Source organism: Tsukamurella sp. 8F (assembly GCF_029167375.1).
In the GTDB taxonomy this organism is placed as follows: Bacteria; Actinomycetota; Actinomycetes; order Mycobacteriales; family Mycobacteriaceae; genus Tsukamurella.
Genome location: NZ_JARFTP010000003.1, coordinates 25,210 through 48,001, shown reverse-complemented (window position 1 = coordinate 48,001; position 22,792 = coordinate 25,210). Strand labels below are relative to the sequence as shown.

21 protein-coding genes and 1 tRNA gene are annotated in these 22,792 nt (G+C 66.2%); 7 read left to right on the top strand and 15 right to left on the bottom strand.

The features are described 5' to 3' along the window. Nucleotides 1-159: 159 nt before the first annotated feature. Together P0W64_RS03040 and P0W64_RS03035 are read left to right on the top strand one after the other, a co-directional pair. Nucleotides 160-465 carry a hypothetical protein gene (locus P0W64_RS03040; RefSeq protein WP_275478584.1) on the top strand — a complete coding sequence of 102 codons (306 nt, stop codon included), beginning with the start codon at nt 160-162 and terminating at the stop codon, nt 463-465. Nucleotides 466-499: 34 nt separating this feature from the next. Beyond that, nucleotides 500-1,474, top strand: a complete 975-nt coding sequence (locus tag P0W64_RS03035; protein WP_275478583.1) for an MDR family oxidoreductase — start codon at nt 500-502, stop codon at nt 1,472-1,474. 67 nt (nt 1,475-1,541) lie between these two features. Here the strand turns inward: P0W64_RS03035 and P0W64_RS03030 are convergent. Then, a tRNA-Thr gene (locus P0W64_RS03030) sits at nt 1,542-1,614 on the bottom strand. Nucleotides 1,615-1,707: 93 nt separating this feature from the next. After that, entirely contained in the window at nt 1,708-2,928 is a 1,221-nt protein-coding gene (locus P0W64_RS03025) for a DNA polymerase III subunit delta' (RefSeq protein WP_275478582.1), read from the bottom strand. A gap of 54 nt (nt 2,929-2,982) precedes the next feature. Between P0W64_RS03025 and P0W64_RS03020 the strand changes: the two genes are divergently transcribed. After that, a complete protein-coding gene (locus P0W64_RS03020; RefSeq protein WP_275478581.1) occupies nt 2,983-4,515 on the top strand; it encodes an adenylate/guanylate cyclase domain-containing protein in 1,533 nt (510 codons plus the stop codon). Between the two features lie 20 nt (nt 4,516-4,535). On the opposite strand, the gene topA is transcribed toward P0W64_RS03020, so the two are convergent. The 3 genes from topA to P0W64_RS03005 form a co-directional block, all read right to left on the bottom strand. Next, a complete protein-coding gene (topA, locus tag P0W64_RS03015) occupies nt 4,536-7,463 on the bottom strand; it encodes a type I DNA topoisomerase (protein ID WP_275478580.1) in 2,928 nt (975 codons plus the stop codon). Between the two features lie 166 nt (nt 7,464-7,629). Then, nucleotides 7,630-8,217: a hypothetical protein gene (locus P0W64_RS03010; protein ID WP_275478579.1), complete on the bottom strand. Its 588-nt coding sequence runs from the start codon at nt 8,215-8,217 to the stop codon at nt 7,630-7,632. A 202-nt stretch (nt 8,218-8,419) separates the two neighbouring features. Further along, nucleotides 8,420-8,623, bottom strand: a complete 204-nt coding sequence (locus P0W64_RS03005) for a cold-shock protein (RefSeq protein ID WP_275478578.1) — start codon at nt 8,621-8,623, stop codon at nt 8,420-8,422. Between the two features lie 356 nt (nt 8,624-8,979). Between P0W64_RS03005 and P0W64_RS03000 the strand changes: the two genes are divergently transcribed. Next, nucleotides 8,980-11,292, top strand: a complete 2,313-nt coding sequence (locus P0W64_RS03000; RefSeq protein ID WP_275478577.1) for a DEAD/DEAH box helicase — start codon at nt 8,980-8,982, stop codon at nt 11,290-11,292. Nucleotides 11,293-11,307: 15 nt separating this feature from the next. Here the strand turns inward: P0W64_RS03000 and P0W64_RS02995 are convergent, their stop codons facing one another. The 5 genes from P0W64_RS02995 to P0W64_RS02975 all read right to left on the bottom strand — a co-directional run bounded on the left by P0W64_RS02995 (nt 11,308) and on the right by P0W64_RS02975 (nt 13,019). After that, nucleotides 11,308-11,913, bottom strand: coding sequence for a phosphoribosylanthranilate isomerase (locus tag P0W64_RS02995; RefSeq protein WP_275478576.1), 606 nt, complete (start codon nt 11,911-11,913; stop codon nt 11,308-11,310). Between the two features lie 55 nt (nt 11,914-11,968). Continuing rightward, a complete protein-coding gene (locus P0W64_RS02990; RefSeq protein ID WP_275478575.1) occupies nt 11,969-12,331 on the bottom strand; it encodes a TfoX/Sxy family protein in 363 nt (120 codons plus the stop codon). A gap of 64 nt (nt 12,332-12,395) precedes the next feature. Continuing rightward, nucleotides 12,396-12,692, bottom strand: coding sequence for an Rv3654c family TadE-like protein (locus P0W64_RS02985; protein WP_275478574.1), 297 nt, complete (start codon nt 12,690-12,692; stop codon nt 12,396-12,398). Beyond that, the gene (locus P0W64_RS02980; RefSeq protein WP_275478744.1) at nt 12,685-12,879 is read right to left on the bottom strand and encodes a TadE family type IV pilus minor pilin; all 195 of its coding nucleotides are present in this window, start codon (nt 12,877-12,879) and stop codon (nt 12,685-12,687) included. Before P0W64_RS02980 ends, P0W64_RS02985 begins: the two co-directional genes overlap by 8 nt. An 8-nt stretch (nt 12,880-12,887) precedes the next feature. Further along, nucleotides 12,888-13,019: a DUF4244 domain-containing protein gene (locus P0W64_RS02975; protein ID WP_275478573.1), complete on the bottom strand. Its 132-nt coding sequence runs from the start codon at nt 13,017-13,019 to the stop codon at nt 12,888-12,890. A gap of 134 nt (nt 13,020-13,153) precedes the next feature. On the opposite strand from P0W64_RS02975, the gene P0W64_RS02970 reads away from it, so the two are divergent. After that, entirely contained in the window at nt 13,154-14,770 is a 1,617-nt protein-coding gene (locus P0W64_RS02970; protein WP_275478572.1) for a DUF6119 family protein, read from the top strand. A gap of 664 nt (nt 14,771-15,434) precedes the next feature. Here the strand turns inward: P0W64_RS02970 and P0W64_RS02965 are convergent. Then, a complete protein-coding gene (locus tag P0W64_RS02965; protein ID WP_275478571.1) occupies nt 15,435-16,418 on the bottom strand; it encodes a DUF2971 domain-containing protein in 984 nt (327 codons plus the stop codon). Between the two features lie 62 nt (nt 16,419-16,480). On the opposite strand from P0W64_RS02965, the gene P0W64_RS02960 reads away from it, so the two are divergent. Both P0W64_RS02960 and P0W64_RS02955 read left to right on the top strand, forming a co-directional pair. Beyond that, nucleotides 16,481-17,389 carry a hypothetical protein gene (locus P0W64_RS02960; protein ID WP_275478570.1) on the top strand — a complete coding sequence of 303 codons (909 nt, stop codon included), beginning with the start codon at nt 16,481-16,483 and terminating at the stop codon, nt 17,387-17,389. Between the two features lie 12 nt (nt 17,390-17,401). Further along, nucleotides 17,402-18,208 (top strand): TetR family transcriptional regulator, encoded by an 807-nt coding sequence (locus tag P0W64_RS02955; RefSeq protein WP_275478569.1) that lies wholly within the window; start codon nt 17,402-17,404, stop codon nt 18,206-18,208. A 430-nt stretch (nt 18,209-18,638) separates the two neighbouring features. Here the strand turns inward: P0W64_RS02955 and P0W64_RS02950 are convergent, their stop codons facing one another. From P0W64_RS02950 to P0W64_RS02935, 4 genes are all read right to left on the bottom strand, one after another. Then, entirely contained in the window at nt 18,639-19,244 is a 606-nt protein-coding gene (locus P0W64_RS02950) for a hypothetical protein (protein ID WP_275478568.1), read from the bottom strand. Then, nucleotides 19,241-19,945 carry a NucA/NucB deoxyribonuclease domain-containing protein gene (locus P0W64_RS02945; RefSeq protein WP_275478567.1) on the bottom strand — a complete coding sequence of 235 codons (705 nt, stop codon included), beginning with the start codon at nt 19,943-19,945 and terminating at the stop codon, nt 19,241-19,243. The genes P0W64_RS02950 and P0W64_RS02945 overlap by 4 nt, the downstream gene beginning before the upstream one ends. A gap of 832 nt (nt 19,946-20,777) precedes the next feature. Beyond that, complete coding sequence (locus P0W64_RS02940) at nt 20,778-21,074, bottom strand: hypothetical protein (protein WP_275478566.1); 297 nt, start codon at nt 21,072-21,074, stop codon at nt 20,778-20,780. Nucleotides 21,075-21,227: 153 nt separating this feature from the next. Then, nucleotides 21,228-22,079 (bottom strand): DNA-processing protein DprA, encoded by an 852-nt coding sequence (locus P0W64_RS02935; protein ID WP_275478565.1) that lies wholly within the window; start codon nt 22,077-22,079, stop codon nt 21,228-21,230. Nucleotides 22,080-22,792: the final 713 nt, after the last annotated feature.

The following is a 22,792-nucleotide window of genomic DNA, read 5'->3' as shown; positions in this document are numbered from 1 at the left end:
ACCCTGACACGCGAGACAGTATGCCAACCGCGTTGATGTGCTGTTCATCACTCCTTCACCGGCCGGTAGCCGACAGTGCCCGGGACAGTTTGCCGCCGTCTATTCCAGGTTTGCGCCCGGCCCTGGCTACCCGCTGGTAACCGGGTGCACGATGGAGTTATGAGCACCTACTTCGATATCGACATGGGCCCCGATACCGAGGCGACCGTAGAGACCTTCACGGGTCGCGAGCTGTACAACGCGTTCAGCGAGGACTACGACGGGGTCACCGACCGAGCCGCTCAGATCTTCGACAAGAACGGCACGCTGCTGGCGTCGGGCCGCCTGATGGGCCTCCGGTTCGAGCCGGTCGGTCAGCTCGCCGCCGACGGCTCGCAGGAGACGCGCGTGCTGTACAGCTTCGGCTCGCTGAACCCGGACATCCCCTGGGATCGCTCGCACCGCATCGAACTCACCCGTCGCTGACACCGCTGCCACGCCCCGGTCCTAGGGTGGGGGCATGCGAGCAGTAGTGGTGGAATCGAAAGGCGCTGCGGCGCAGGTAATCGATGCCGACGAGGCCTCGATGCTCCAGGGGGATGTGCAGGTCGACGTACTCTACTCCAGTTTCAACTTCAAGGACGGCCTCGCCATCGCTGGCTCAGGCGTGGCACGAACCTTCCCGCTCATTCCCGGCATCGACGTCGTAGGTCGGGTCACGTCCTCCTCTTCGGAGGCGTGGAAGCCCGGTGACGTGGTTGTGGCGAACGGCGACGGCCTCGGCGAATTCAAGCACGGGGGCTTCGCCACCCGCGCCCATCTGGCTGCGGATTCGCTGGTGCGACTCCCCGACTCGATCTCCCCCGACCGTGCTGCGGCGATCGGCACGGCCGGGTTCACCGCCATGATCGGGGTGCTCAAGCTCTCCGACGCGGGTCTCACGCCGGACTCCGGCGACATCCTCGTGACGGGCGCTGCGGGCGGCGTCGGGTCGGTCGCGATCTCTCTGCTCGCGCGGCGTGGATACCGCGTGGTCGCCTCGACAGGGCGCATCGACGAGCAGGGCGACTACCTGCGCGGCCTCGGCGCCGCAGACCTCATCGACCGTGCCGAGCTCGCCGAGGCCGGGCGGCCGCTGCAGTCGCAACGCTGGGCGGGAGCGTACGACTCCGTCGGCAGTGCGACCCTCGCGAACATCCTTGCGCAGACGAACTACGGCGGCACCGTCGTGGCCTGCGGCCTCGCGCAGGGGCCGGATCTGCCGACGACGGTGATGCCGTTCATCCTGCGCGACGTCACGCTGACCGGCGCGAACTCCGTCGACGCACCGCATGAGGTCCGGCAGCGGGCGTGGGACGCTCTGGGGTCGGAACTCGACCTCGGCCTCCTCGACTCGATGACCGAGACGATCAGCCTCGCCGACACGATCACCCTCGCACCCGAGATCCTTGCCGGGCGCGTCCGCGGACGCACGGTCGTCGACGTCAACAGCTGAACCATCGATGCGCGGCCGGAACCACGAAACCCCAGCAGGTCCCGAGGGATTGCTGGGGTTTTCGCGGAGCCGCCCACGGGAATCGAACCCGCGACCTGCTCATTACGAGTGAGCTGCTCTACCGACTGAGCTAAGGCGGCGTAGCCCGCGCGACAATGCCGTAGCGGGCCGAGTGCACAGTCTACTGACCGACACCTCGCCGACCAAACCGGCTGGACAGGCACCTTCGGGCGTCAGCGCCCCGACCTGCGCAGGGCGGAGGAGACCCCGGCAGCCATGGCGTCGAGGGCGACGACGGGCTTGACGTTCTGATCGATGGCCTCCCGGCACGCGAGGATCGCTTCGACACACTGCAGCAGGCGCTCGGGTGAGGCGAACCCGGCGAGGCGGCGGGTCTGGTCGGCCTCGTCGGGATGCATCAGCGTCACGGAAGCTCCCGTGCCCTGCACCAGGGCATCGCGGAACAGGGAGGCGAGGTCCATGAGCGCACGATCGAGCGTGTCGCGGACCGCACGCGTACCCCGCGCCTTCTGCCGCTTCTCGAGGTCCTTGATCTGGCCCGCGCTGCCCCGCATGACACCGGCGGTGCCGCGACCCGTGCCGCCGGCTCCGAGCGCGGTCTTCAGCTCCTCGGTCTCGCGCTCGTTGATCTCGGCGTTCGCATCGTTCGCCGCGGTCGCCGCGTCCTTGTAGAGCTTCTCGACGGCGCCGTACACCGCGTCGGACGTGGCGGCACGCGCCAGCGCGAGCGCCTGTTTGCGCTGCGCCTGCGCGTCGGGGTCGGTTGCCAGGCGCTTCGCGCGCCCGACGTGGCCCCCGCTCACCCCGGCCGCCCACGCGGCACGCTCGCCGTCGATGCCGTCCCGCTCGAGGACCGCAGCGATCGCGGTCGCCGACGGCGTGACGAGCGGCACATGCCGGCACCGGGACCGCAGGGTCACGGAGATGTCCTCTGGATCCACGCTGGGTGCGCACAGCAGGATGATGGTCTGGTCCGGCGGCTCCTCCACCATCTTGAGCAACGCGTTCCCGGCCTGCTCGGTGAGGCGGTCGGCGTCCTCGATGAGTACCACCTGCCAGCGCCCCACGGACGGCCTCCGCGACGCGTCCGCCACCACCTCGCGCATCTGCTTGACGGCGATCGACAGCCCGTCGGGCGCGATCGCGCGCACGTCGGCGTGGGTACCGGCCAGCACCGTCGTGCATGCGCGGCAGCGGCCGCACCCGGGCTGATCGAGGTCATCGCACTGGAGAGCGGCGGCCAGCGCGCGGGCGGCCACCGAGCGACCCGACCCGGGCGGACCCGTGAAGAGCCAGGCGTGCGTCATCGCGGAACCGGCGAGATCCGCGACCGTGCCCGAGGACAGCGCGACCTCCCGCGCGGCCTGCGCCGCGGCGGTCATCGTCGCGACCACGGAATCCTGGCCGACCAACCGGTCGAACACACCACTCACGGCACACCAGCCTAGCCGTGTCTCGGCCACGGAAGCTCACGCTAAGTTGGGTGGGTGTCCACAGCGCCCAGTCGAATCAGCCGCGCCCTGCGGCTGGCGCGCTGGCTCGCCAAGACACCCTGGCCCATCTTCGCGCTGGACATCCTGCGGTCGAACATCGTGGGCGCGGTCTTCGTGTTCGGCTTCCTGCGGTTCGCTCTGCCCGTGGACGACTCGGTGCAGCTGCAGTCGATCGGTGGCGTCAACCTGGTGCTCTTCGTCGGCTATCTCACGCTGGCGAGCGTGATCGGGACCGCGGTCGGCCTGTATATGACGATGCCGGTGCTGCGGTGGCACCGGCGGAGCGCACCCCACGACCCCCGGATATCGAAGCGCGCGCTCTCACTGCCGCTGCGTATGGCGTTGCTGCAGGCGGCCCTGTGGTTCGTCGGCGGTTGCATCTTCGTGTTCGTCAACTTCGACCACTCACGGCGCGTCTCGGTGGTGATCGCGCTGACGGTGCTGCTCGGCGCCGGCACGACCTGCGCCCTGTCGTACATGCAGACCGAGCGGGTACTGCGGCCCATCACGGTCGCCGCGCTCGCGCAGGAGCCACAGGGGACGAAGGGACTCTCCGTCACCACCCGCATCATGCTGAGCTGGGTACTCGGTACGGCGATGCCGATCATCGGGATCATCATGGTGGTCTTGATCGAGCATTTCGGGATCATCGACACGACCGATACGGCTGTGGTCAATCCGGTCCTGCTGCTGTGCCTGGTGGCGCTCGCGGCGGGCGCACTCGGCACGATCCGGGTGTCGTCCGCGATCGGCGATCCGATCAAGGAGCTCTTCCGGGCGCAGCGTCGCGTGCGCGACGGCGACTTCGGGGCATCAGTGAAGATCTACGACTCGTCCGAGCTGGGGTTGCTGCAGGCCGGGTTCAACGACATGGTGCACGACCTAGCCGAGCGGCAGCGGATGCGCGACATGTTCGGCCGTTACGTCGGCCAGGACGTGGCGCGCCAGGCGCTAGAGCACGGCACGCAGCTGGGCGGGGAGATTCGCGAGGTGTCGGTGCTGTTCGTGGACCTGGTGGGATCCACCCGCATCGCCGTCAGCGAGGAGCCCGCCGCCGTGGTCGAGCTGCTCAACGACTTCTTCAAGGTGGTCGTCGACACCGTCGACCTGCACGGGGGGTTCGTCAACAAGTTCCAGGGCGACGCCGCACTCGCGATCTTCGGCGCGCCGCTGCACCACCCCGACTCTGCGGGCGCTGCCCTGGCGGCCGCGCGCGACATGCGCGGGCAGCTGCGGGACGTGCTCGGCGGCACCGGCTTCGGCATCGGGGTGTCGGCGGGCACCGTGGTCGCAGGCCATATCGGAGCGAAGGCCCGCTTCGAGTACACCGTGATCGGTGACCCGGTGAACGAGGCAGCCCGTATCACCGAGCTCGCGAAGAACGAGCCGTCGTGCCTGCTCGCCGCGGGCCGCGCCGTCGCGGCATCTACACAGGCCGAGCGCGACCTGTGGGTTCTCGGCGAACGCGTCGAACTGCGGGGCCGGGGCGAGCTCACACAGCTCGCCCGCCCCCGATTCGCCGAGTAGCTTTCAGCGGCCGTTCGGGGTCAGAACGGCGGGTCGAGTTCCGCGGTCGCGGTCGCCGACGCGCCGGTCGCCTTCTTCGCCGCCGCCGCGGTGGTCTTCTTCGCAGCGGTGGTCTTCTTGGCGGCGGTGGTCTTCTTCGCCGCCGCGGTCTTCTTCGCGGCCGTCTTCTTGGCCGGCGCCTTCTTGGCGGTCTTCTTCGCCGCCTTCTTCTTGGCCGGGGCGCGCAGGCGCCGGTCCGCGAGCAGCTCCGCGGCACGCTCATCGGTGATAGTCGCGACCTCGTCCCCCTTGCGCAGGGAGGCGTTGGTCTCACCGTCGGTCACGTACGGACCGAATCGGCCGTCCTTGATCACCATCGGGTTACCGGACGCCGGATCGGACCCGAGCTCGCGCAGCGGCGGGGCGGCCGCGGCCCCGCGGCCGCGGCGCTTCGGCTCGGCGTAGATCTTCAGCGCCTCGTCGAGGGTCACGGTGAACAACTGCTCCTCGTCGGCCAGCGACCGCGAGTCCGAGCCCTTCTTCAGGTACGGCCCGTAGCGGCCGTTCTGCGCGGTGATCTCGTCGCCGGACTCCGGGTCCTGTCCCACCACGCGGGGTAACGACAGCAGCTTGAGCGCGTCATCGAGCGTGACGGTCTCGATGTCCATGCTCTTGAAGAGCGACCCGGTCCGAGGCTTGGGCCCGTCCGGCTTCTTGCTCTTCTTGGCGGGCTTGCCCTCGCCATCGTCCGGGCCCTCATCGGGAGTGGGCAGGATCTCGGTCACATACGGCCCGAAGCGCCCGTCCTTGACGACGACCTCGTGGCCGGTCGCGGGGTCCACACCCAGCGGCCGCCCGTCCTGCGGCGTCGCGAAGAGCTTCTCCGCGACCTCCTCGGTGAGCTCGTCGGGAGTCATCGACTCCTTGATGTTGGCGCGCTGGCTCTCCTCGGCACCGTCGGCTCCGACGACGGTCCGCTCCAGGTACGGGCCGAACCGGCCTACGCGGACGAACACAGTCCGGCCTTCCGCGTCCCGGTACAGCGGGATCGAGTTGACCTCACGGGCGTCGATGCCCTCGAGGTTCACGCCGACCATCTGCTTGAGCCCGACGCCGTGGTCGGCCTCGGCGGTCTCGTCGCGGCCGTCGGGATCCTCACCGCCGAAGTAGAAGCGCGAGAGCCACTGCGTGCGCCCTTCGTCGCCCGAGGCGATCTGGTCGAGATCGTCCTCCATGGAGGCGGTGAAGTTGTAGTCGACCAGCGTCCCGAAATAGCCCTCGAGCAGACCGGTCGCCGCGAACGCGACCCACGACGGGACCAGAGCGTTGCCCTTCTTCACGACGTAGCCGCGGTCCTGAATGGTCTTGATGATCGACGCATACGTCGACGGGCGCCCGATACCCAACTCCTCCATGGTCTTCACGAGCGAGGCCTCGGTGAACCGCGCGGGCGGGCTGGTGGTGTGGTCGTCCGCCGTGAGCTCCGCTGCGGTCACCGTCTGCCCCTCGCGCAGCTGCGGCAGCCGCGACTCGGCGTCGTCCGCCTGACCCAGGCTGGTCTCGTCGAGGGTCTCGACGTAGGCCGACAGGAAGCCGGGGAACGTGATGGTCCGACCGGACGCCGTGAACTGCGCGACCTCGCCCGTGCTCGACGTGCCCTCGATACGCAGGCTCAGGGTGGTGCCCTTGGCATCGGCCATCTGCGAGGCGACGGTGCGCTGCCAGATCATCTCGTAGAGCCGGAACTCGTCGCTGTTCAGCACCGACGCCAACTGGCCCGGTGTCTGGAATGTATCGCCGGCGGGCCGGATCGCCTCGTGCGCCTCCTGCGCGTTCTTCACCTTCCGCGTGTACTGGCGCGGGCTCGGGTGCACGAAATCGGAGCCGTAGAGTTGCCGAGCCTGGTTACGCGCCGCGTTGATGGCCGTCTCGGACAGCGTCGTCGAGTCGGTACGCATGTAGGTGATGTAGCCGTTCTCGTACAGCCGCTGAGCGATCTGCATGGTGCGGTCGGTGGAGAAGCGGAGCTTACGGCCGGCCTCCTGCTGCAACGTCGACGTCATGAACGGCGCATAGGGGCGGCGGGTATAGGGCTTCTCCTCGACGGAGGTCACCGTCATCGGCCGGTCGCGCAGGCCGTCGGCCAGTGCGGTCGCGCGCTGCGCGTCGAGGACGACGACACCGGACGCCCGCTTGAGCTGCCCGCGCGAGTCGAAGTCGCGACCGGTGGCGATCTTGTCCCCGTCGACGGCGGCGAGACGCGCGGAGAAGCGCCGGGGCGTCGCGTCGGCGCCCGCATCGATACTCGCGGCGATGTCCCAGTACGCAGCGGAGCGGAACGCCATACGCTCGCGTTCACGGTCGACGATGATGCGCGTCGCCACCGACTGCACGCGGCCCGCCGACAGCCGCGGCATGACCTTCTTCCACAGCACGGGGCTGACCTCGTAGCCGTACAGCCGGTCGAGGATACGGCGGGTCTCCTGCGCGTCGACGAGGTTCATGTCGAGCTCACGCGGGTCCTCGGCCGCGGCCAGGATCGCCTGCGGCGTGATCTCGTGGAAAACCATCCGCTTGACGGGGACCTTCGGCTTGAGCGCCTCCAGCAGATGCCAGGCGATGGCCTCCCCCTCGCGGTCACCGTCCGTCGCGAGATAGAGCTCGTCGACGTCCTTGAGCAGGGCTTTCAGCTCGGTGACCGTGGACTTCTTGCTGGGGGACGTGACGTAGATCGGCTCGAAGCCGTGATCGACGTCGACCCCGAGGCGCGCCCAGGGCTCACCCTTGTACTTGGCGGGGACCTCGGCGGCACCACTAGGCAGGTCGCGGATGTGGCCCATCGACGCGCGGACGGTGTAGTCGTTCCCGAGGTACGAGGCGATCTTCTTGCCCTTGGCAGGGGATTCCACGATCACCAGGCGGCGAACACCGTTCGAGTTCTTGGTCCCCGCTCCCGCGCGCTGTGCCATGTAGTTCCCCTTCCCGTCGCCCGTCACGTCCCTCGACCACCGGCTGGTCTCCGGCTCGAATGGTCCGCTTCGCGTAACGCCACGCAGTGCGCAGTATGTCGCACCGCGGGCTCCACCTTATATACAGGTGCCGCTGCGCAGTCCACCTCATATCGCCGGAGACGCGTCAGACGAGCGGCCACGCAGAGTATGCAGCGGGGTCCACAGGTGGCTCGCCGATCATCTCCACAAGCCGGGTCAGCCGCCGACGCCCCGACACGCGGAGAGCGGGATGCGAGCCTCGGGTCCCGATCAGCGTCGGCGCGACTCCGGTGCGCATCAGGGCGGTCGCGAGGGTCGAATAGGACTCCGGGCTGTGCGGGTCGAGGCCGAGCTCGTAGCGGAGCACGTCCTCGTCGTCGGCGCGGCCGGACGCGAGCGCCCACAGCCGTACTGCGCGGGGGCCGGGGACCCAGGTGGGCGGGGCCAGCTTGACCGCACCGCGGGTCCATTCCTGCGCGAGCGGAAGCAACGCCGGCGACGGTGCGGTGCCGACGACGGGCGAGCCCTCGTCCGAGATGCCTCGCTGTGCGATCAGTCCCGTTCCGGCGATCATCGCGGCGATGGCATCCGCGCGCCACTCGTCGGCGACCACCACGGATACCCGGGCCTGTCCGCCGACCGCGACCACCTGGCCCGCGGCCGCGAGCAGCCCGGCCAGATCGGCCGCGGACGGCGCGGTCTGATCCGCGGAGAACAGGGACAGTTGGGACACACCACAACCCTATGACGGCGGATGTGCCGCCGCAGAATCCAGTTGTCGGCTCCGGGAGAGCGAATCTGTCCGTAACGACGCCCAGAAACGTCGTCTGCGGCGAGTCCGGATACGGCGGTCGCGAGTCCGGAGAGACGACGATCCCCCCGGACCGAAGTCTGGGGGGACCGTCGTCAGTGCGAAGTCTTCGCGTGGGTGAGGCTCAGAGCGCGCGGACGCCGGTGGCCTGCGGGCCCTTGGTGCCCTGGCCGACCTCGAACTCCACCTGCTGGTTCTCCTCCAGGGTGCGGAAGCCCGACCCCTGGATCTCGGAGTAGTGGACGAAGACGTCATCGGAGCCGTCGGACGGCGCGATGAAGCCGAATCCCTTCTCCGCGTTGAACCACTTCACAGTTCCCTGTGCCATTTGTTTCCTTACCTTCTTGCTACCGGTTTGGACGCCGCCTAGGCGACGCCTGGCCGGTTCCGGCCGCCATACCCTTCATGGAGCCGCTCGTAGGAGATTCCCCCACGCTCAAATCCTCAAGTACCACGCCCGCAACCTCGACCCCCCGACCCCGATCCAGCTGAATGGACCGACTCCGGCGGAGCTGCGACCGCACACAGTCAATCACGATTTCGTCGCCATTGACAGCTCACAGGCAGAATTTGCTTGTCGTTAACCATCGATCTCGGACATGGGCACGGCACATACGGCCGGTAGCATGGTCGTTCGGCATGCGCGGGCACGCATTGCCGCTGCATACGAACGAGAGAATCTAGTTGTCGCACAACACCTTCGGTCAAGAACTCTTGCACCGCGTGCAGGCCGGGGCAGGCGGAGGCGAGTCCCCCGTCACCCACGTCCGGGAGATCGGCTCTCGGGGAGCGGATCTCGCCGATTGGCCCGATTGGGTGGCTCCCGCCGTCCGGGAGACGCTCGCCGAGCGCGGCATCGAACGCCCGTGGCGCCATCAGGTGATCGCCGCGGATCACGCTCACGCGGGCAGGCACGTCGTGATCTGCACGGGCACGGCGTCCGGTAAGTCCCTCGCCTACCAGGTCCCCGTGCTCACCGACCTGGCCTCCAACCCGCGGGCGACCGCCCTCTACCTCTCACCGACCAAAGCGCTCGGAACCGATCAGCTACGGTCCGTCACCGCGATGATCGACGGTCGCGCGGACTTCGCGACGATCGCACCCACCATGTACGACGGCGACACGTCGCACGAGATGCGACGCTGGGCGCGCACCGACAGCCGCTGGGTCTTCACCAATCCCGACATGCTGCATATGGGCCTGCTTCCGGGCCATGCGCGATGGTCACGGCTACTGCGGGGACTGCGCTACATCGTCGTGGACGAGTGCCATCACTACCGCGGCGTGTTCGGGTCCAACACCGCACTCGTCCTGCGGCGCCTACTGCGCGTGGCCGCCCGGTACGGCGCCCACCCCGTGGTGATCGCCGCGTCGGCTACCACCGCGAATCCCGGTGCGGCGGTGAACCGATTGATCGGGGCGGAGTGCCAGGCGGTGACCGACGACGGGTCGCCGCACGGCGCGCGCACCGTCGCCCTCTGGGAGCCGCCCCTGATGCCCGAGGTCACCGGCGAGAACGGGGCGCCCGTGCGGCGGTCGGCCGGGGCGGAGGCGGCCCGCATGATGGCCGACCTCGTGGTCGAGGGGGCGCGCACGCTCACGTTCGTCCGATCACGGCACGCCGCGGAGACGACGGCCCTGCGCTGTCGTGGCCTCCTCGAGGAGTCCGCACCGGAGTTGGTTCCGCGTGTAGCCGCCTACCGCGCGGGCTATCTCGCCGAGGACCGGCGTGCGCTCGAGCGCGGCCTCGCCGACGGCGACCTGCTCGGCGTCGCGACCACCAACGCCCTGGAACTGGGCGTCGACATCGCCGGCCTGGACGCCGTAGTAGTCGCCGGATTCCCGGGCACAGTCGCATCGTTCTGGCAGCAGGCGGGGCGCAGCGGCCGCCGCGGGCAAGGATCGCTGGTGTTGCTCGTCGCGCGTGACGATCCGCTCGACACGTACCTGGTACACCACCCCGAGGCACTGTTGGATCGTACCGTCGAGGCCACGATCACCGACCCACGTAACCCGTACGTCCTTGCGCCCCATATGTTGTGCGCAGCGATGGAGCTGCCGTTGACGCGGGAAGAGGTGGACGCACTGGGCGCGTCGGACGTCATCGAACGGCTCGTCGACGAGGGCCTGCTGCGTGCGCGGCCGGCAGGCTTCTTCATCGCGCCCGGTGTGGAACCGCATGGAGGCGTCGGCATCCGGGGAGGTTCTGGTACGGAAGTACTCATCGTGGTAGAGGAGACGGGGCAGCTCCTGGGCACCGTCGACACCGTGCGAGCTATGTCGACGGTGCACGAGGGTGCCGTGCACATCCACCGTGGCCAGTCGTATGTGGTGGATTCCCTGGACCTCTCCGAGGGTGTCGCTCTCGTACATGCGGAGGAGCCGGACTGGACCACATCCGCCCGAGACGTCACCGAGGTGTCGGTCACCGGCGTGCTCGACACGGCGACGCTCGGTGCGGTGACGATGTCGTTCGTCGAAGTAGAGGTGACGCAGCAGGTCGTGGGGTACCTGCGAACGCTGCGCACCGGTGAGGTGCTCGACGCGGTGGAGCTCGAGCTGCCTGCCACGACCCTCGAGACCCGCGCCGCGCTCTACACGATCACCGAGGATGCGCTGCTCGCCGCCGGACTGGAGGAGGAGCGCTGGCCTGGCTCGCTGCATGCCGCCGAACACGCGGCGATCGGGCTCCTGCCGCTGGTCGCGTCGTGCGATCGCTGGGACATCGGCGGGCTGTCGACTGCGCTCCACGCGGACACCGGGCTGCCGTCGGTGTTCGTGTACGACGGCTACGACGGCGGCGCGGGCTTCGCAGAGCGCGGGCATGCGATGATGCGCGAGTGGCTGTCGGCCACCCGCTCAGCTGTAGCTGCGTGCGAATGCGAGCGCGGGTGCCCATCGTGCGTCCAGTCCCCCAAGTGCGGCAACGGAAACGATCCCCTCGACAAAGCCGGTGCCGTCGTCGTACTGGACCTGGTGCTCGCGGCACTCGGGTGATGTCGCCACGCCCAACTAGACCGCCGCGCGGACGGCGCGGACGAATCCGGCCATCAGATCGATGCCCTTGACCCCGCGCGAGGCCTCGACACCGCTGGACACGTCCACTCCCGACGGACGGTGCATGCGCAGGAGCTCCCCTACGTTCGTCGCGTCCAGGCCGCCGGCCAGCAGCCAGAACCCAGCGGGTGGCGACGGCAGGTCCACTGCTGCGAAACGCTTCCCGGATCCGGGGGCGACGGCGTCTATCAGGAGGCGCTGGTCCCGCGGCCATTCGTGCGGCCATTCCGTGTACCGGGCCGCCGACACCGCCCGCAACGTGCGCATGCCCGATGCGGCGAGTTCGTCCAGGTCCCGCGCCGGCTCGGAACCGTGCAGCTGGACGGTGGTCACACCTGATTCCCTTGCCGCCATGAGCACTTCGTCGATCGGTTGGTCGCGGAACACACCGACGGTCTCGACCTCCGGAGGGACCAGGGCGGTGAGCGCAGCCGCCTCTTCCGGCGACACGGTGCGCGGGCTACCCGGCGCGAAGACGAAACCGACCGCGTCGACCCCCTGGTCGACCGCGGCCTGGACGGTGCCGGGGGTGCTCAGCCCACAGATCTTGATGCACGGCATAAGCGCCATACTGCCTGCGCCTGGGTCGGGGCCGTTGCGCAGGGCTTCGCGGGCATCAGTCCGCGCGGCCGATCGGCGTACCGACGATGCGGTCCTTGACGGGTAGCGCGCGGCAGAACGCGACCGATCGGTCGACCCACGCGCGCAGGTCCTCGTCGGTGGCCACCCCCTCGGGGGCGATGCGGAGCCAGCCGCGCATGGACCGACCACCCATGATCGCAGTGCTGACGTGCTCACCCTGCGAGAGTCGATCGGCGAGATCAGGTTCCATGCGTGCCAGCAGCCCCTGACCGACCGCGACCGCCATGTTGCCACCCACCAGGAACGCGAGGCCGCCGAACATCCGCTTCTCGGTGATCAGCGGCTCGCCACCCAACAGGTCCCGGATCCGCTCCGCGAACGCCTCGTCGTATGCCACGCGCCCACTGTGCCCGAATGCCGTGCACAGTGCAGCGGGTTCGGCGAGCGGGCCACAGTCGCCGTCACCGCGGGCCCGCGCGGGCCGATGCGGTCGCCGCGCCCGCCACGAACAGGGCGAAGGCGGCGGGCACGTGCACTACGACAACGGCGTCCAGTCCGTCGACGGTGCACGACGCCATTTCGCCGCCGTTCGCCACCGCGATGGTCGAGGCCGCCCCGCAGGCCCCCTCGGGGTCGATCACGGACGCCGCGGCGGCAAGCGCAGAAAGGTCCGCCGCCGCCTGCGCCCGGTGTCGCGCGCACAACACCGTCGCGACCCCGTCGTCGGCCCGCACGAGCGAGCGCAGGCGATCAGCCATCGCCGGCTCCAGGCTCCATGGCCGCGACCGCCGACGCGCTCAGCGTCAGGCCTGGTAGGAGCGGGACGGACGTCTCCACCCGGACGGTCACGGTTTCGCCGCTCTCGGACGTCTCGAAGCGCGCGCCTGGCGGCGCGACCGCCGAGACGACCGCAGCCACCCGCTCACCGTCGCCGCGGGCGTGCAGCCGCGCCCCTATCCCGTGGACGTGTTCAGTGCCTTCGCGATGATCGACGACAGTCCGGAGACTATGTCGTCTCCGGTGACGACCGTGTAGAGGACGGCCCCGAACGCCGCCGCCGCGATGGTGCCGATCGCGTATCCCAACGTGCGCGTTTACACCCCTATCAATCGAGACACGCAGCTTCGCCCCCGCCGCTCACCGCATTCTCGTATGCTGCGTGAAAGCGGGGCGATCGAGGGAGGAACCGATGGCACGGAAACGAAGTTCAGAGTCACGTGTGTCGCTCTACAGGCTAGTCGGGCTCCCGTCCCTCGAAGCTGCGATCCGAGAGAAGTACTCAGAGTTCACGCAAGAGCATGTTGAGATCGACGGAACCCCCGGGCTTCTGTACTGGGGGAGCACTCCTGAGTCGTCTGTCAAGTGGGGAAGCACGCTCGCCGAATTGACCGGGACCTCAATAACGCTGAAGAACTCGGTTCCTGCCGCGGTCCTGCTCATCCCTGATGACGGGACCGACGACGGCGAGACTGTTGCGTGGGCGCTCTCATTCGGCATGGGGTTCCAGTTGCTGGACCAGCGTTTTGTGGACAACGGGTTTGGGCAGCGTGTCGCTATTCGGTGCGCGAACCCAATGAGCCTTCAGTCCATAACCAAGACATCGCTCGACGAACGCGCGAAGACGGACAGGTCATCGATTCCCGCTGGCGCGCCACTTCGGAGCTTCGGCTTCGAAGATATCGGCGAGGTGGCAAGCAGGGTGGTTGCCAGCGGGCAAGTGCCGGGAATCGGCGATGGAAAATTCGTTACCGTCAAGGGTGCTGATGCACTGAGCATGCCCCTAGCGTGCAAGCCGAAAGGATTCTTAGGCAATATCAGCAGGATCAAAAGCATTCTTTCTTCTCCGCCTGCTAGCGACGAACTCGCAGACCTAGAACGGTTGGTTCGAATCAAGAGCAAGGATCTCATCGAGGAACTCGACGAAGAGCTCCTCGACTGCATCGCATCAGATGATCCGCAGGCATATCGACTCGGATTGTCTTGGCCGCACGAGACATTGGACGAGTTCGGAATTGCTCAAGCTCATAAAATTACTGGAGCAGGAGGCCGTGGCGTCACTGACGGTCTGCCGTCGTTCGAAGACATCATCGCGCCACTGAAAAAGTACGAGCGAAATATGTGGCCGATCATGCTTGCCAAACTCGCCGTATTCCTCTATGAAAGCACCGACCCGAACACCCTCACTAGTGCACGCTTGCCACTCAGAAAGTGGCTGACCTACGAGACGGAGAAGGAGGGGAAGCGCTACTTCCTGCACAGCGGAACTTGGTATATTATGGACCAGACGTACGCCGACTCGGTAGGTCGACGAACCCATGAGATTTTCGAGAAGGACGCACCGATATCAGACCTTCAGGTCTGGCGTTCCGGCGTAGACGAAGCCGCCTATAACGAAGAGCTAGCCCTCCACCTCAAAGGGCTGTGCCTGGATAAGGACTTGGTATCCGGCCCCGGCAAAAGGGGGCGCATCGAGGCTTGTGACGTGATGCTTCCTGGTGGAACGTTCATCCACGTCAAGCATGTTCATTCGTCTGCGCCAGCAAGCCATTTGATCGCACAGGCGTTAGTCTCCACCGACACACTCACTTACGACGACCAAGCCAAGAAGGAGCTACGCGCCAAAATAAAGAAGAAGGGCGGAGACGGCAATACCTACCCCGTGAAGCCCAAAAATGTGGTGATTGTATTAGCGCGCGAAAAGACACCCCTCAGCGCCGACAATCTTTTCACTTTCACTCGTGTCAATTTGGGGCGTCAGGTGAGGTCTCTCGCGGCGCGCGGGATTGAAGTCTACGTTGTGCCGGTTCTAAAGGAAACGAGCGCAGCGTCGCAATGATGCGCTCGTCCACCTCGGGCGGCACGTCCACCGCTTGGCTAGTCACCCACGCCAGCCAGTAGTCCTCAAGGAGTTGGTCGAGCTGTTCATCGTCCACACCAGTTGGACGCACCGGCCTGGCGATCGGTTCCCAAGTCGTCCCGTGCGCCTCGCGTAAGTGTGCGCACGTCGATGTGCGCGTATTGCGCAGTCGGGCGCTCAGCATTGCGCTCGGGTGCCCGTGTGGACGTGCTGCACGTGTCGTTGCTGGTCACAGCACTCACGTGGCTCTTTCGCCTACGACCTTGGACAGCCGGCCCCGGTCTCTTATGGTCCTCACGTTCAACCGTGAGCAACGCTCACGACCGCACCGAAAGGTCCAATCACCGTGGCTACCACCAACTTCGCCACCATCGAGGCTGCCGAGAAGGTCGGGACTCCCGACGCCAAGACGTTTCGCAAGTTCCTTCGCGCTGTCGGCTACGACAAGCGTGCCGAGGAAGGACGTGCCCGCTACGCGTTCGACTCCAAGGACTTGACCGCGCTCAAGCGCCAGTACGCGGCCTACCTCAAGGAGCAGGAGGCCAAGCCGCACCAAGGCCGACGACGCGACCGACGAAGCCTGACCACACCCAACGGGAACATCGCCTCCGCTCTCATGCGGGGGCGGTGGAGTAGACCCGGCTCAGGGCGCCCTGTAAGGGACCTCGGATGTGGTCACCGCGACGTGACTCAGGTCAGGTTGACCGGCCAAAAATCTCTCGATCGAGTATTTTCGGGCCTCTTCATGCGGGCCCGGACCAACCATAACCTCACGCACAGACTTGGGATCGAAACCGATCCGCATTCGCGGAACCAACCCTAATGCGGACTGTGAATAGAAGGTCTCTGCACCGCCAGATATACAGATACGTCGTTCCCGCTCCGGCCAGAAGGATTGGTGCTTCAAGAGCATTGATATCTCGACTAGTCGCCTAAGAAACGCTCGAAGAGACGGGGATTGATCGTAGGTTAGATCGCCTTCCTTCCCTGCTCGAGTTCCCTGGAGAAAATCGTTCACCGCTTCGTCTACACGTTTTTGCAGGTTCCATGTCTGATACTCAACAAGCGCTGCAGTGATCGTTGGCTGGTCTGTTAGCATGCCACCACTCTCATCCACCTGTTGGATCGAGTCTTCAAACGCTTGTCCGTCGAACTGAATTGAGTAACCCCCGCCTCGGTTGCCATATGCCTGCCACTGTGTCAGGGAGTCGCTTGCACACGACAGACATGAGACAAACGGAGCGCTGTCCCGAAGCAAGGTGTCGCGCGAGGTTAATGCTGCAGCACCCACGAACTGGTACAGCTTGTGCAGGACATACGCCGTGCTGGCCCATTCCTCGTCAGCCTCCTTGTCGACCAGTTTCGCGGCCTCCTTCTCGCCGTTCTTGAGCAATTCATTGATCCAGGATAGGCCAAACTCGATCTCGGACGAGTCGTTTAGGTAGTAGGTATGAGTGGCCCAGATTTGACTGCTTGAAAGTATCCCCCACAAGCCTCCAATATCGGTGTAGTGGAACAAACCCATGTCCTCGTGCCACGGGTCGACTCGCGAGGCGTCGAGGTTGTAAGACCAGTTCGCGAGACTGAATTCGGTGTTCGCCTCAGGGGGCTTAATCTTCACGGCCACGCAGAAAGTATCCCAGGCAGTCCCGACAGGCGGTGACCGATTCGCCGCGTGCACGACCTCCGGTGAGCGCGTGTTGGGCGCTCAGCACCGATCTCAGGCGTCAGTGCGCGCCTCTTTACGCATCGCTACGCGAGAGCATCACCGACCTCGTTCCCAGCGAGGTGGTCCGTCACGCGGTCGTCGGGTTCGAACGCCGCAACGGGCAGCTGCCTGGCCGCTCGTCGCGGCACCACATCGAGCGCAACATCCACCAGCTGCACCTGCTGTTGAGTGTGCGGTGCCGGGACCTGCCCTGGTGGGTACACGACACCTGGGACCTACGGATCGACCCGCGGATCCCGCGCCGCGAGCACGAACCGATGCTCGAGACCGGCCTCCGATTCGACCGGATCACCCCGGTCTGGCTGCGCGAAGGAATGCGGTTCTATCTGCGGACAGCACTGACCACGGAGATGCTGCGCTGGTCGACCGCATCCGATCGGTGCCGCACGGCCGCCCGGCACCTCGGACCGTTCCTGACCGGCATAGGCTGCGACGACCCACGGATCACCGAGGACCCACGGCGGTTGCGGGCGGTATTCACGGAGTACACCGCCTACTTGCGTCGTCCCGATGTCGGCCGCGACGGCGGCCGGCTCACCGACTACATGGTCGGGCAGATCCAGTCACAGGCACAGACCTTCTACACCTTCGTGACCGACCACGGTCTCGAGGCCGCCGATGCAACCGGTGACGACCGGTGGAACGAGCTGACCCCGGCGCACACCCGCCTGTGGGGCCCGTCCGCACACACCCGCAACTCAACGCGCAGTCGGGAGCTGACCTGGTACGCCACCACCGACCTGCAGCGGATGCTGTCCTACCTCGACATGCTCACCGCACCGCGGGACGAAATGGTCGAGATCGTCCACCCGGACGGCCGCCGCTCCTACGTGGCAGGACTCGGCGACCCACAGGCTGCCCGGGCGTGATTGTTGTAGGCAATGACGGGACGCCGCGCATCGGAGATCCTGACGCTCGACCACGACCCTATCGAGGCGATCCCCGGCGCCGAGAGGCCGCCGGGCGCAGTCGACGACGGCACCTTCGTCGCGAAGCTGCGATACCAGCAGACCAAGGTCGATGGCGTCGTGCCGACGATCCTCGTCGAGCAGGCGGTGGTCAACGTCATCAGAGAACAACAGCAATGGCTGACAGACACCTTCCCCGGCGTCGACTCGAAGTACCTGTTCATCGGGGTCAAGCATCAATTCCGCGGCCGCGAGCCCCGGCCCTACGCCACCTACCGTGCTTCCCTCGCGCAGCTCGACCGGATCCACGGCCTCACCGACTTCGCCGGCCAGCCGCTGAAGTTCACCCAGACCCACCGGCTGCGGCACACCCGCGCTACCGAGCTACTCAACGACGGTGTCCCGTTCCACGTCGTGCAGCTATCTGGGACACCGCGATCCGAAGACACCCGGAAGCGGATCGACGCCGCACGACGCACCTTGAAGAAGGCCGGGCAGCCCGTCAACATCAACGCCGTCGCAGCCAAGGCCGGAGTATCCCGTGCCACCATCTACCGGCACCCGGACCTCGCCGACCGAATCCGCGCCCAACGCAACACACCTAGTACGCCAGTTACACCCCCCGCACCGACGTCCACCGACGACAGCGTCATCCACGCCCTGCGCCGCACCATCCGCGACAAAGACGAACAGATCCACCGCCTACGCGCAGAACTGCAGGCGCAGGATCGGGCCCTCGCTGCCGCTCACGCCGAGATCGAGCGCCTCACCCCGCCGTGAGCAAGCGCTTCACCGATCACCTAGGTCACCGCCTGCAGCAAACTCCGCCTCCCATACCGGCCAGTCCGGTCCCGGCGGGCGAGCTTCACCGCGCGCCGCGCGGTTCGCGGCCCGCTCCTGCGCGAACCACGCCTCCACATGAGCAGGCAATGCCTGGATATCACCTTCACCTCCGACACCGCCGTCCGCGTTGACCGTCGCCTCCTCGTCGTTCCTGTCCACATCAATTAGACGCATCAGGACACGGTCCGGTTCCATCGATCAGAGCCCGAGCCCAGCGAGCACGGGACAGGATCAGTGCCCGTGAAACCGACGCAAAGCTCCGTTCCGTCCATCTTTGGCCAGCTCCGGTCGCCCTCCGCTGACTCGGCGCCAGGCCGCCGCCACATGAGGGGGCCGTCCTGGCGCCGAGTCTGACGACGGTGCCCTTCTACGCCGGGAGCTTGTATTGCCTGTGCACCACGGTGGCGGCCGACGTCTCGTTCGGCCAGACCCAGATGGTGAACCGCTCAGTTAGCAGATCAGGATCCGTAGGTTGATCCTGCGGGTTAGCAATTTCACCTCTGTCTCGTTCGGCGAGTGCAGCATTCATCCCGGTTCCGGTGACCCGCATGCGGTACCGCCCCGGCGGTATTGACAGGCTTCGCAGGTCGCCGTCCACCAGTCTGCGATCGGGTGGAGCGTCGATGTCGTCGAGGCCGCCAACCGTTGCGGGTCGGGGGAACTCGACGTCGAACTCGGCTTCGCCCTCGCAGTCGTCTGTCACGTCGGTGTCGTCTGCGCCGTCGCGGATGTGAACCGTGACACCGACGAACCGGGTGTCGGTGTTGACGCTGACGCGCACGAATCCAGTTGCAACCTGGATGAATCCAGCGACAGACCGGATCGATGCGGGGTCGTTCAACTGGTCGTCCAGGACGCTATCTCCGTCGGTGATGAGAAACTGGCCGTAGGTGACCTTGACGCGGCCGCGTGCTGTTACGGGGGTATGGATCATCTGTGCTGTCCCTTCGTCGTTGGGGCTTGCCGCCGTCACGGGATGACGTCGTACCGGTCTCCATCGATGACACGGTTGGCGGCGGTCATCCCTGCCAGGGTGCCCCCTTGAGAGCTGTTCTCCGCGGCGGGTACCCATGCGATCGAAGCACCTGCGCCGCCTTCGCTGGTCGATGCGAAGGGGTACTCATCGCAGGTGCTGTCGGGGCTGGGCTTGGGACCGAGGACCGCTTCTGCGTTTCCGCACGCGGCACGACGATTGGCGTCAGTGGCCGGGCTGTTCTTCGTGAGCGTCGACGGCTTGCCCTGGGCCTGCGCGGCGCGGATGTGACTGGTCACGGTGGGCGCGTTCGGGAAGTTCACAGTGGGAAGGTAGTTGGGATTGACGCATCCGACCGTGGCGCGAACGACGTTGTCGCAGCGAACCTCCAGACCTGAGGTCGTCGCTCCCACTCCGTTGTCGCCGGGTACGGGGGTCGTGTCGTCCCAACGATAGACCAGCCGTGTGCGGGGCGGGGCCGTATTGTACGCGGCGGGCGTGAACGTGCCGCTGCCGTTCGCGACCAGGCCAGGCACGAGAGCGACGTCGAACTGCTTGAACGACTGACCTCCGGGCGCGTCGCTGTCGAGGTAGCTCAGGTACAGGTGCCATGCCCCGGGGACCGGTGTGCCGGTCGCGGTTACCTCCGCGGTGACGTTGACGGTCACGGTGCCGCTGTCTGCGGCGGAGGTCATTCGCATCAGGAACTCGATGTGCCATGAGCCTATGAGCGTTGACGGTCCTCCAGGGATCCCGGCGAACTGGTCGATCGTCGCGTTGAAGATGCCGCAGCTGGTGAATCGGTTCTCGCCGCATGAGCCGACGGCGTTCGGGAGCGCGAAAGCCCCTCTGGAGCCAGGGGCTTTGGTGGTTCTTGTGGTCGCCTTCTTGCTCTTCGCGGCGGGTGGGGTCGGGGAGGGAGACGGTGGTGCTGCAGCGGCGGGGACGATCCCTCCCGTCGTAATCAGCAGTGCTGTCGCGGCGGCGCCAAGCCACCGAGCGGATCGGGTCTTCCGGGTCATCGTCGTGCCCTCTCAGGAGATGAAGGGCCGCAGTCGCGGGTCCGAGACTGCGGCCACTGGCCACGGATGACCAGGTGGAGAAGATCTTCGATACCCGTCCGAAGAGACGGATCGATATCCTGATGTTGGTGCTAAACAGAAACATAACGGCGATCATTCCGAAATCAGACGAAATGCTCAGAATGTCGCACGTGCCGGAAGCGCGGCACGACAGGCGCGGCGAGACCGCCGGGCCGGCAGCCGAGCATGCAGTGAGGTCCATCGCTGCGAGACCCGTGCCCATTCATCCGATTGTGGGTCGAACTTCTCGGCCGGAAAGGCCGCACTTCACAGCGATCCGTGGCGCTCCGACCATGCGCTGCCGAGGTACGCCCACAACGCCCGGTACGGGCGTTAGGTCGTCGCCCGGCAGGGCCTCCATTACCTGCACGGCGGCGCGAGTCGCCCCCTCCCAGTCCTGTTGCCACGCCTTGGCCCAGGCGTGGACCTCGCGTGAGGCGCTGGTGGCCAGTTAGGCGGCGGCGGGGTCGAGCTGGCGGGTGTGTTCCCGGCGAAGGTCTCCCAGTTCGGGTTCGGCGTCCTCCTGCCAGATGTCGTCCTGGACGAGCGCACTTCGGGCGAGGCTGACGAGTTCATCCGCCGGGCGCTGACTCTGCTCGAATCCGAAGGCGATCTCGGCCTGCAGTTCGACTGGCAGGGTTCGGCGGATCTCTGTTCGGGACAGGAACCGCAGCAGCTCGGCGCCGGTGACGACGACGACTGCCCAGTCCTTGGGCCCACGGGTGCAGCGGCCGGCTCCCTGCACCACGCGGGTGCAGATCCGCGGCGGCAGTCCGGCGATACCGCGGACCGGGGAATCCGGCCAGCGTCTCGTTCGGCCAGACCCAGATGGTGCGTTTCCGCATGCGGCGCGACGGTTGGCGTCAGTGGCCGCGAGGAGTGACACGCGTCGGCGCTGCTCCTACAGCAGAGTCTCTTGCCGACTCTCCGGCTGTATCCGATCGAGCGCGTGGCCGAGCTCTGTGCGGGAGGTGATGGCGCGGGCTCCCGCGTCTATCAACAGTCGATTGCCAACCGGCGTGTCTGCACCGAAGTTCAGGGCGAACACCGGCCGGCCGCGCTTGAGTGCGTCGCGGCCGGCGGCCAACGTTCCCCCGCGATCACCAGCTTCGATGACTACTAGAGCTTTGCCGAGACCGAATATGACGTGATTTCTCGCCATCGCAGCGTATGCTGCCCACGGTTGCGTAGGGCGGAATTGGGAGACGACTAGAACTCGCGCAGGATCGAAGCTCCGGGAGAACTCAGACTTAACTTTGAACGAATTGATACCCTCCGCGAGGACAATGACCGTCTGACCACCATTGTCAAGCGCGGCCAGGTGAGTAGCAGTATCGACACCTCTCGCATACCCCGAGACGACCGTTAGTCCACGTTCGCTTACTTCTACGCCGCACGCGCGAGCAGCCCTAAGCCCCAAATCACTGACGCGTCTGGACCCACACATTCCTGCTCCGGGCGCCGTCAATAATGCGATATCGCCGTGACAGAAGAGAGTCGGCACGACGGGGCGCGTCCCGATCATGAGACTTTCCGGAAATTGTGAGCTTCCAGCGTTAACTGCGTAGATTCCTCGGGCGTCCAGGTCTGCAGCTTCGGCCTTGAGGGATTGGCGCGACTCGCCGGATAGAGCCTTCCAGGCGTCTCGCAACAGCGCCGGGTCCGGGTCGACCAATGCTCGAGCAGCCCTAGCAGGACTACCGTAATGCTCGAACGCCGTGAGCGCACGTAGAGTCTCAGCCGTTGTTGTCATGTCAACGCCTCATCGTCTTCGCAGCAACTACAGCGTGGACGGCGCTGGCTCCTGCCGTTCGGGCCGCACGTCCGACCTCGGCCGCAGTCTCACCGGACCTCCACACGTCGTCCACGATAACGCAGTTGCCGTGGATCATCTCGGGGACGGAGAACAGACCAGCTATCGATGCAGCTTGATCCCCTTTTCTCTCAGGTCGGACAGGTCCAATCGTCGAGATCAACGGCCGCCCGAGACGTGTGGCAACTCCTGCCGCGATACTCTCTCCGACGCTGCTGCCATTCCCCTTCGACCCTGGAACACTTACTATGCGGCTAGCACTGTTAAGTATCGGGTGCCGCCTAATCGTATCTGCGACCTTCTCGACAATTTTCTCGCGACAAAGGCGCTGCATACCTGGATCCGATACCCAATATTTCGCACGAGACACCAGCTCGCCCGAGTTAGTATTCTTCCATTCTCCACCATCTTCTGCTGGAGGAATCTTGTAATAGTCCAGAGCCAAAGCCAGGTCCAGCGGCGCCCAGTTGCCAGTCGGCAGACAAAGACGATCCTTCAGGAGATCCAGCAAGTCCGGCAGTGTCTCAGGAAATTGGCCTGAATAGCGGAGACAGACCTGATACTGATCGGAAGGACTAACGCCCGTCTTGATGAAACCGCCGGGAAGGCTGCGTTGGACGTGCATTATCGGCAATTCGGGCGAGGCTATAAAA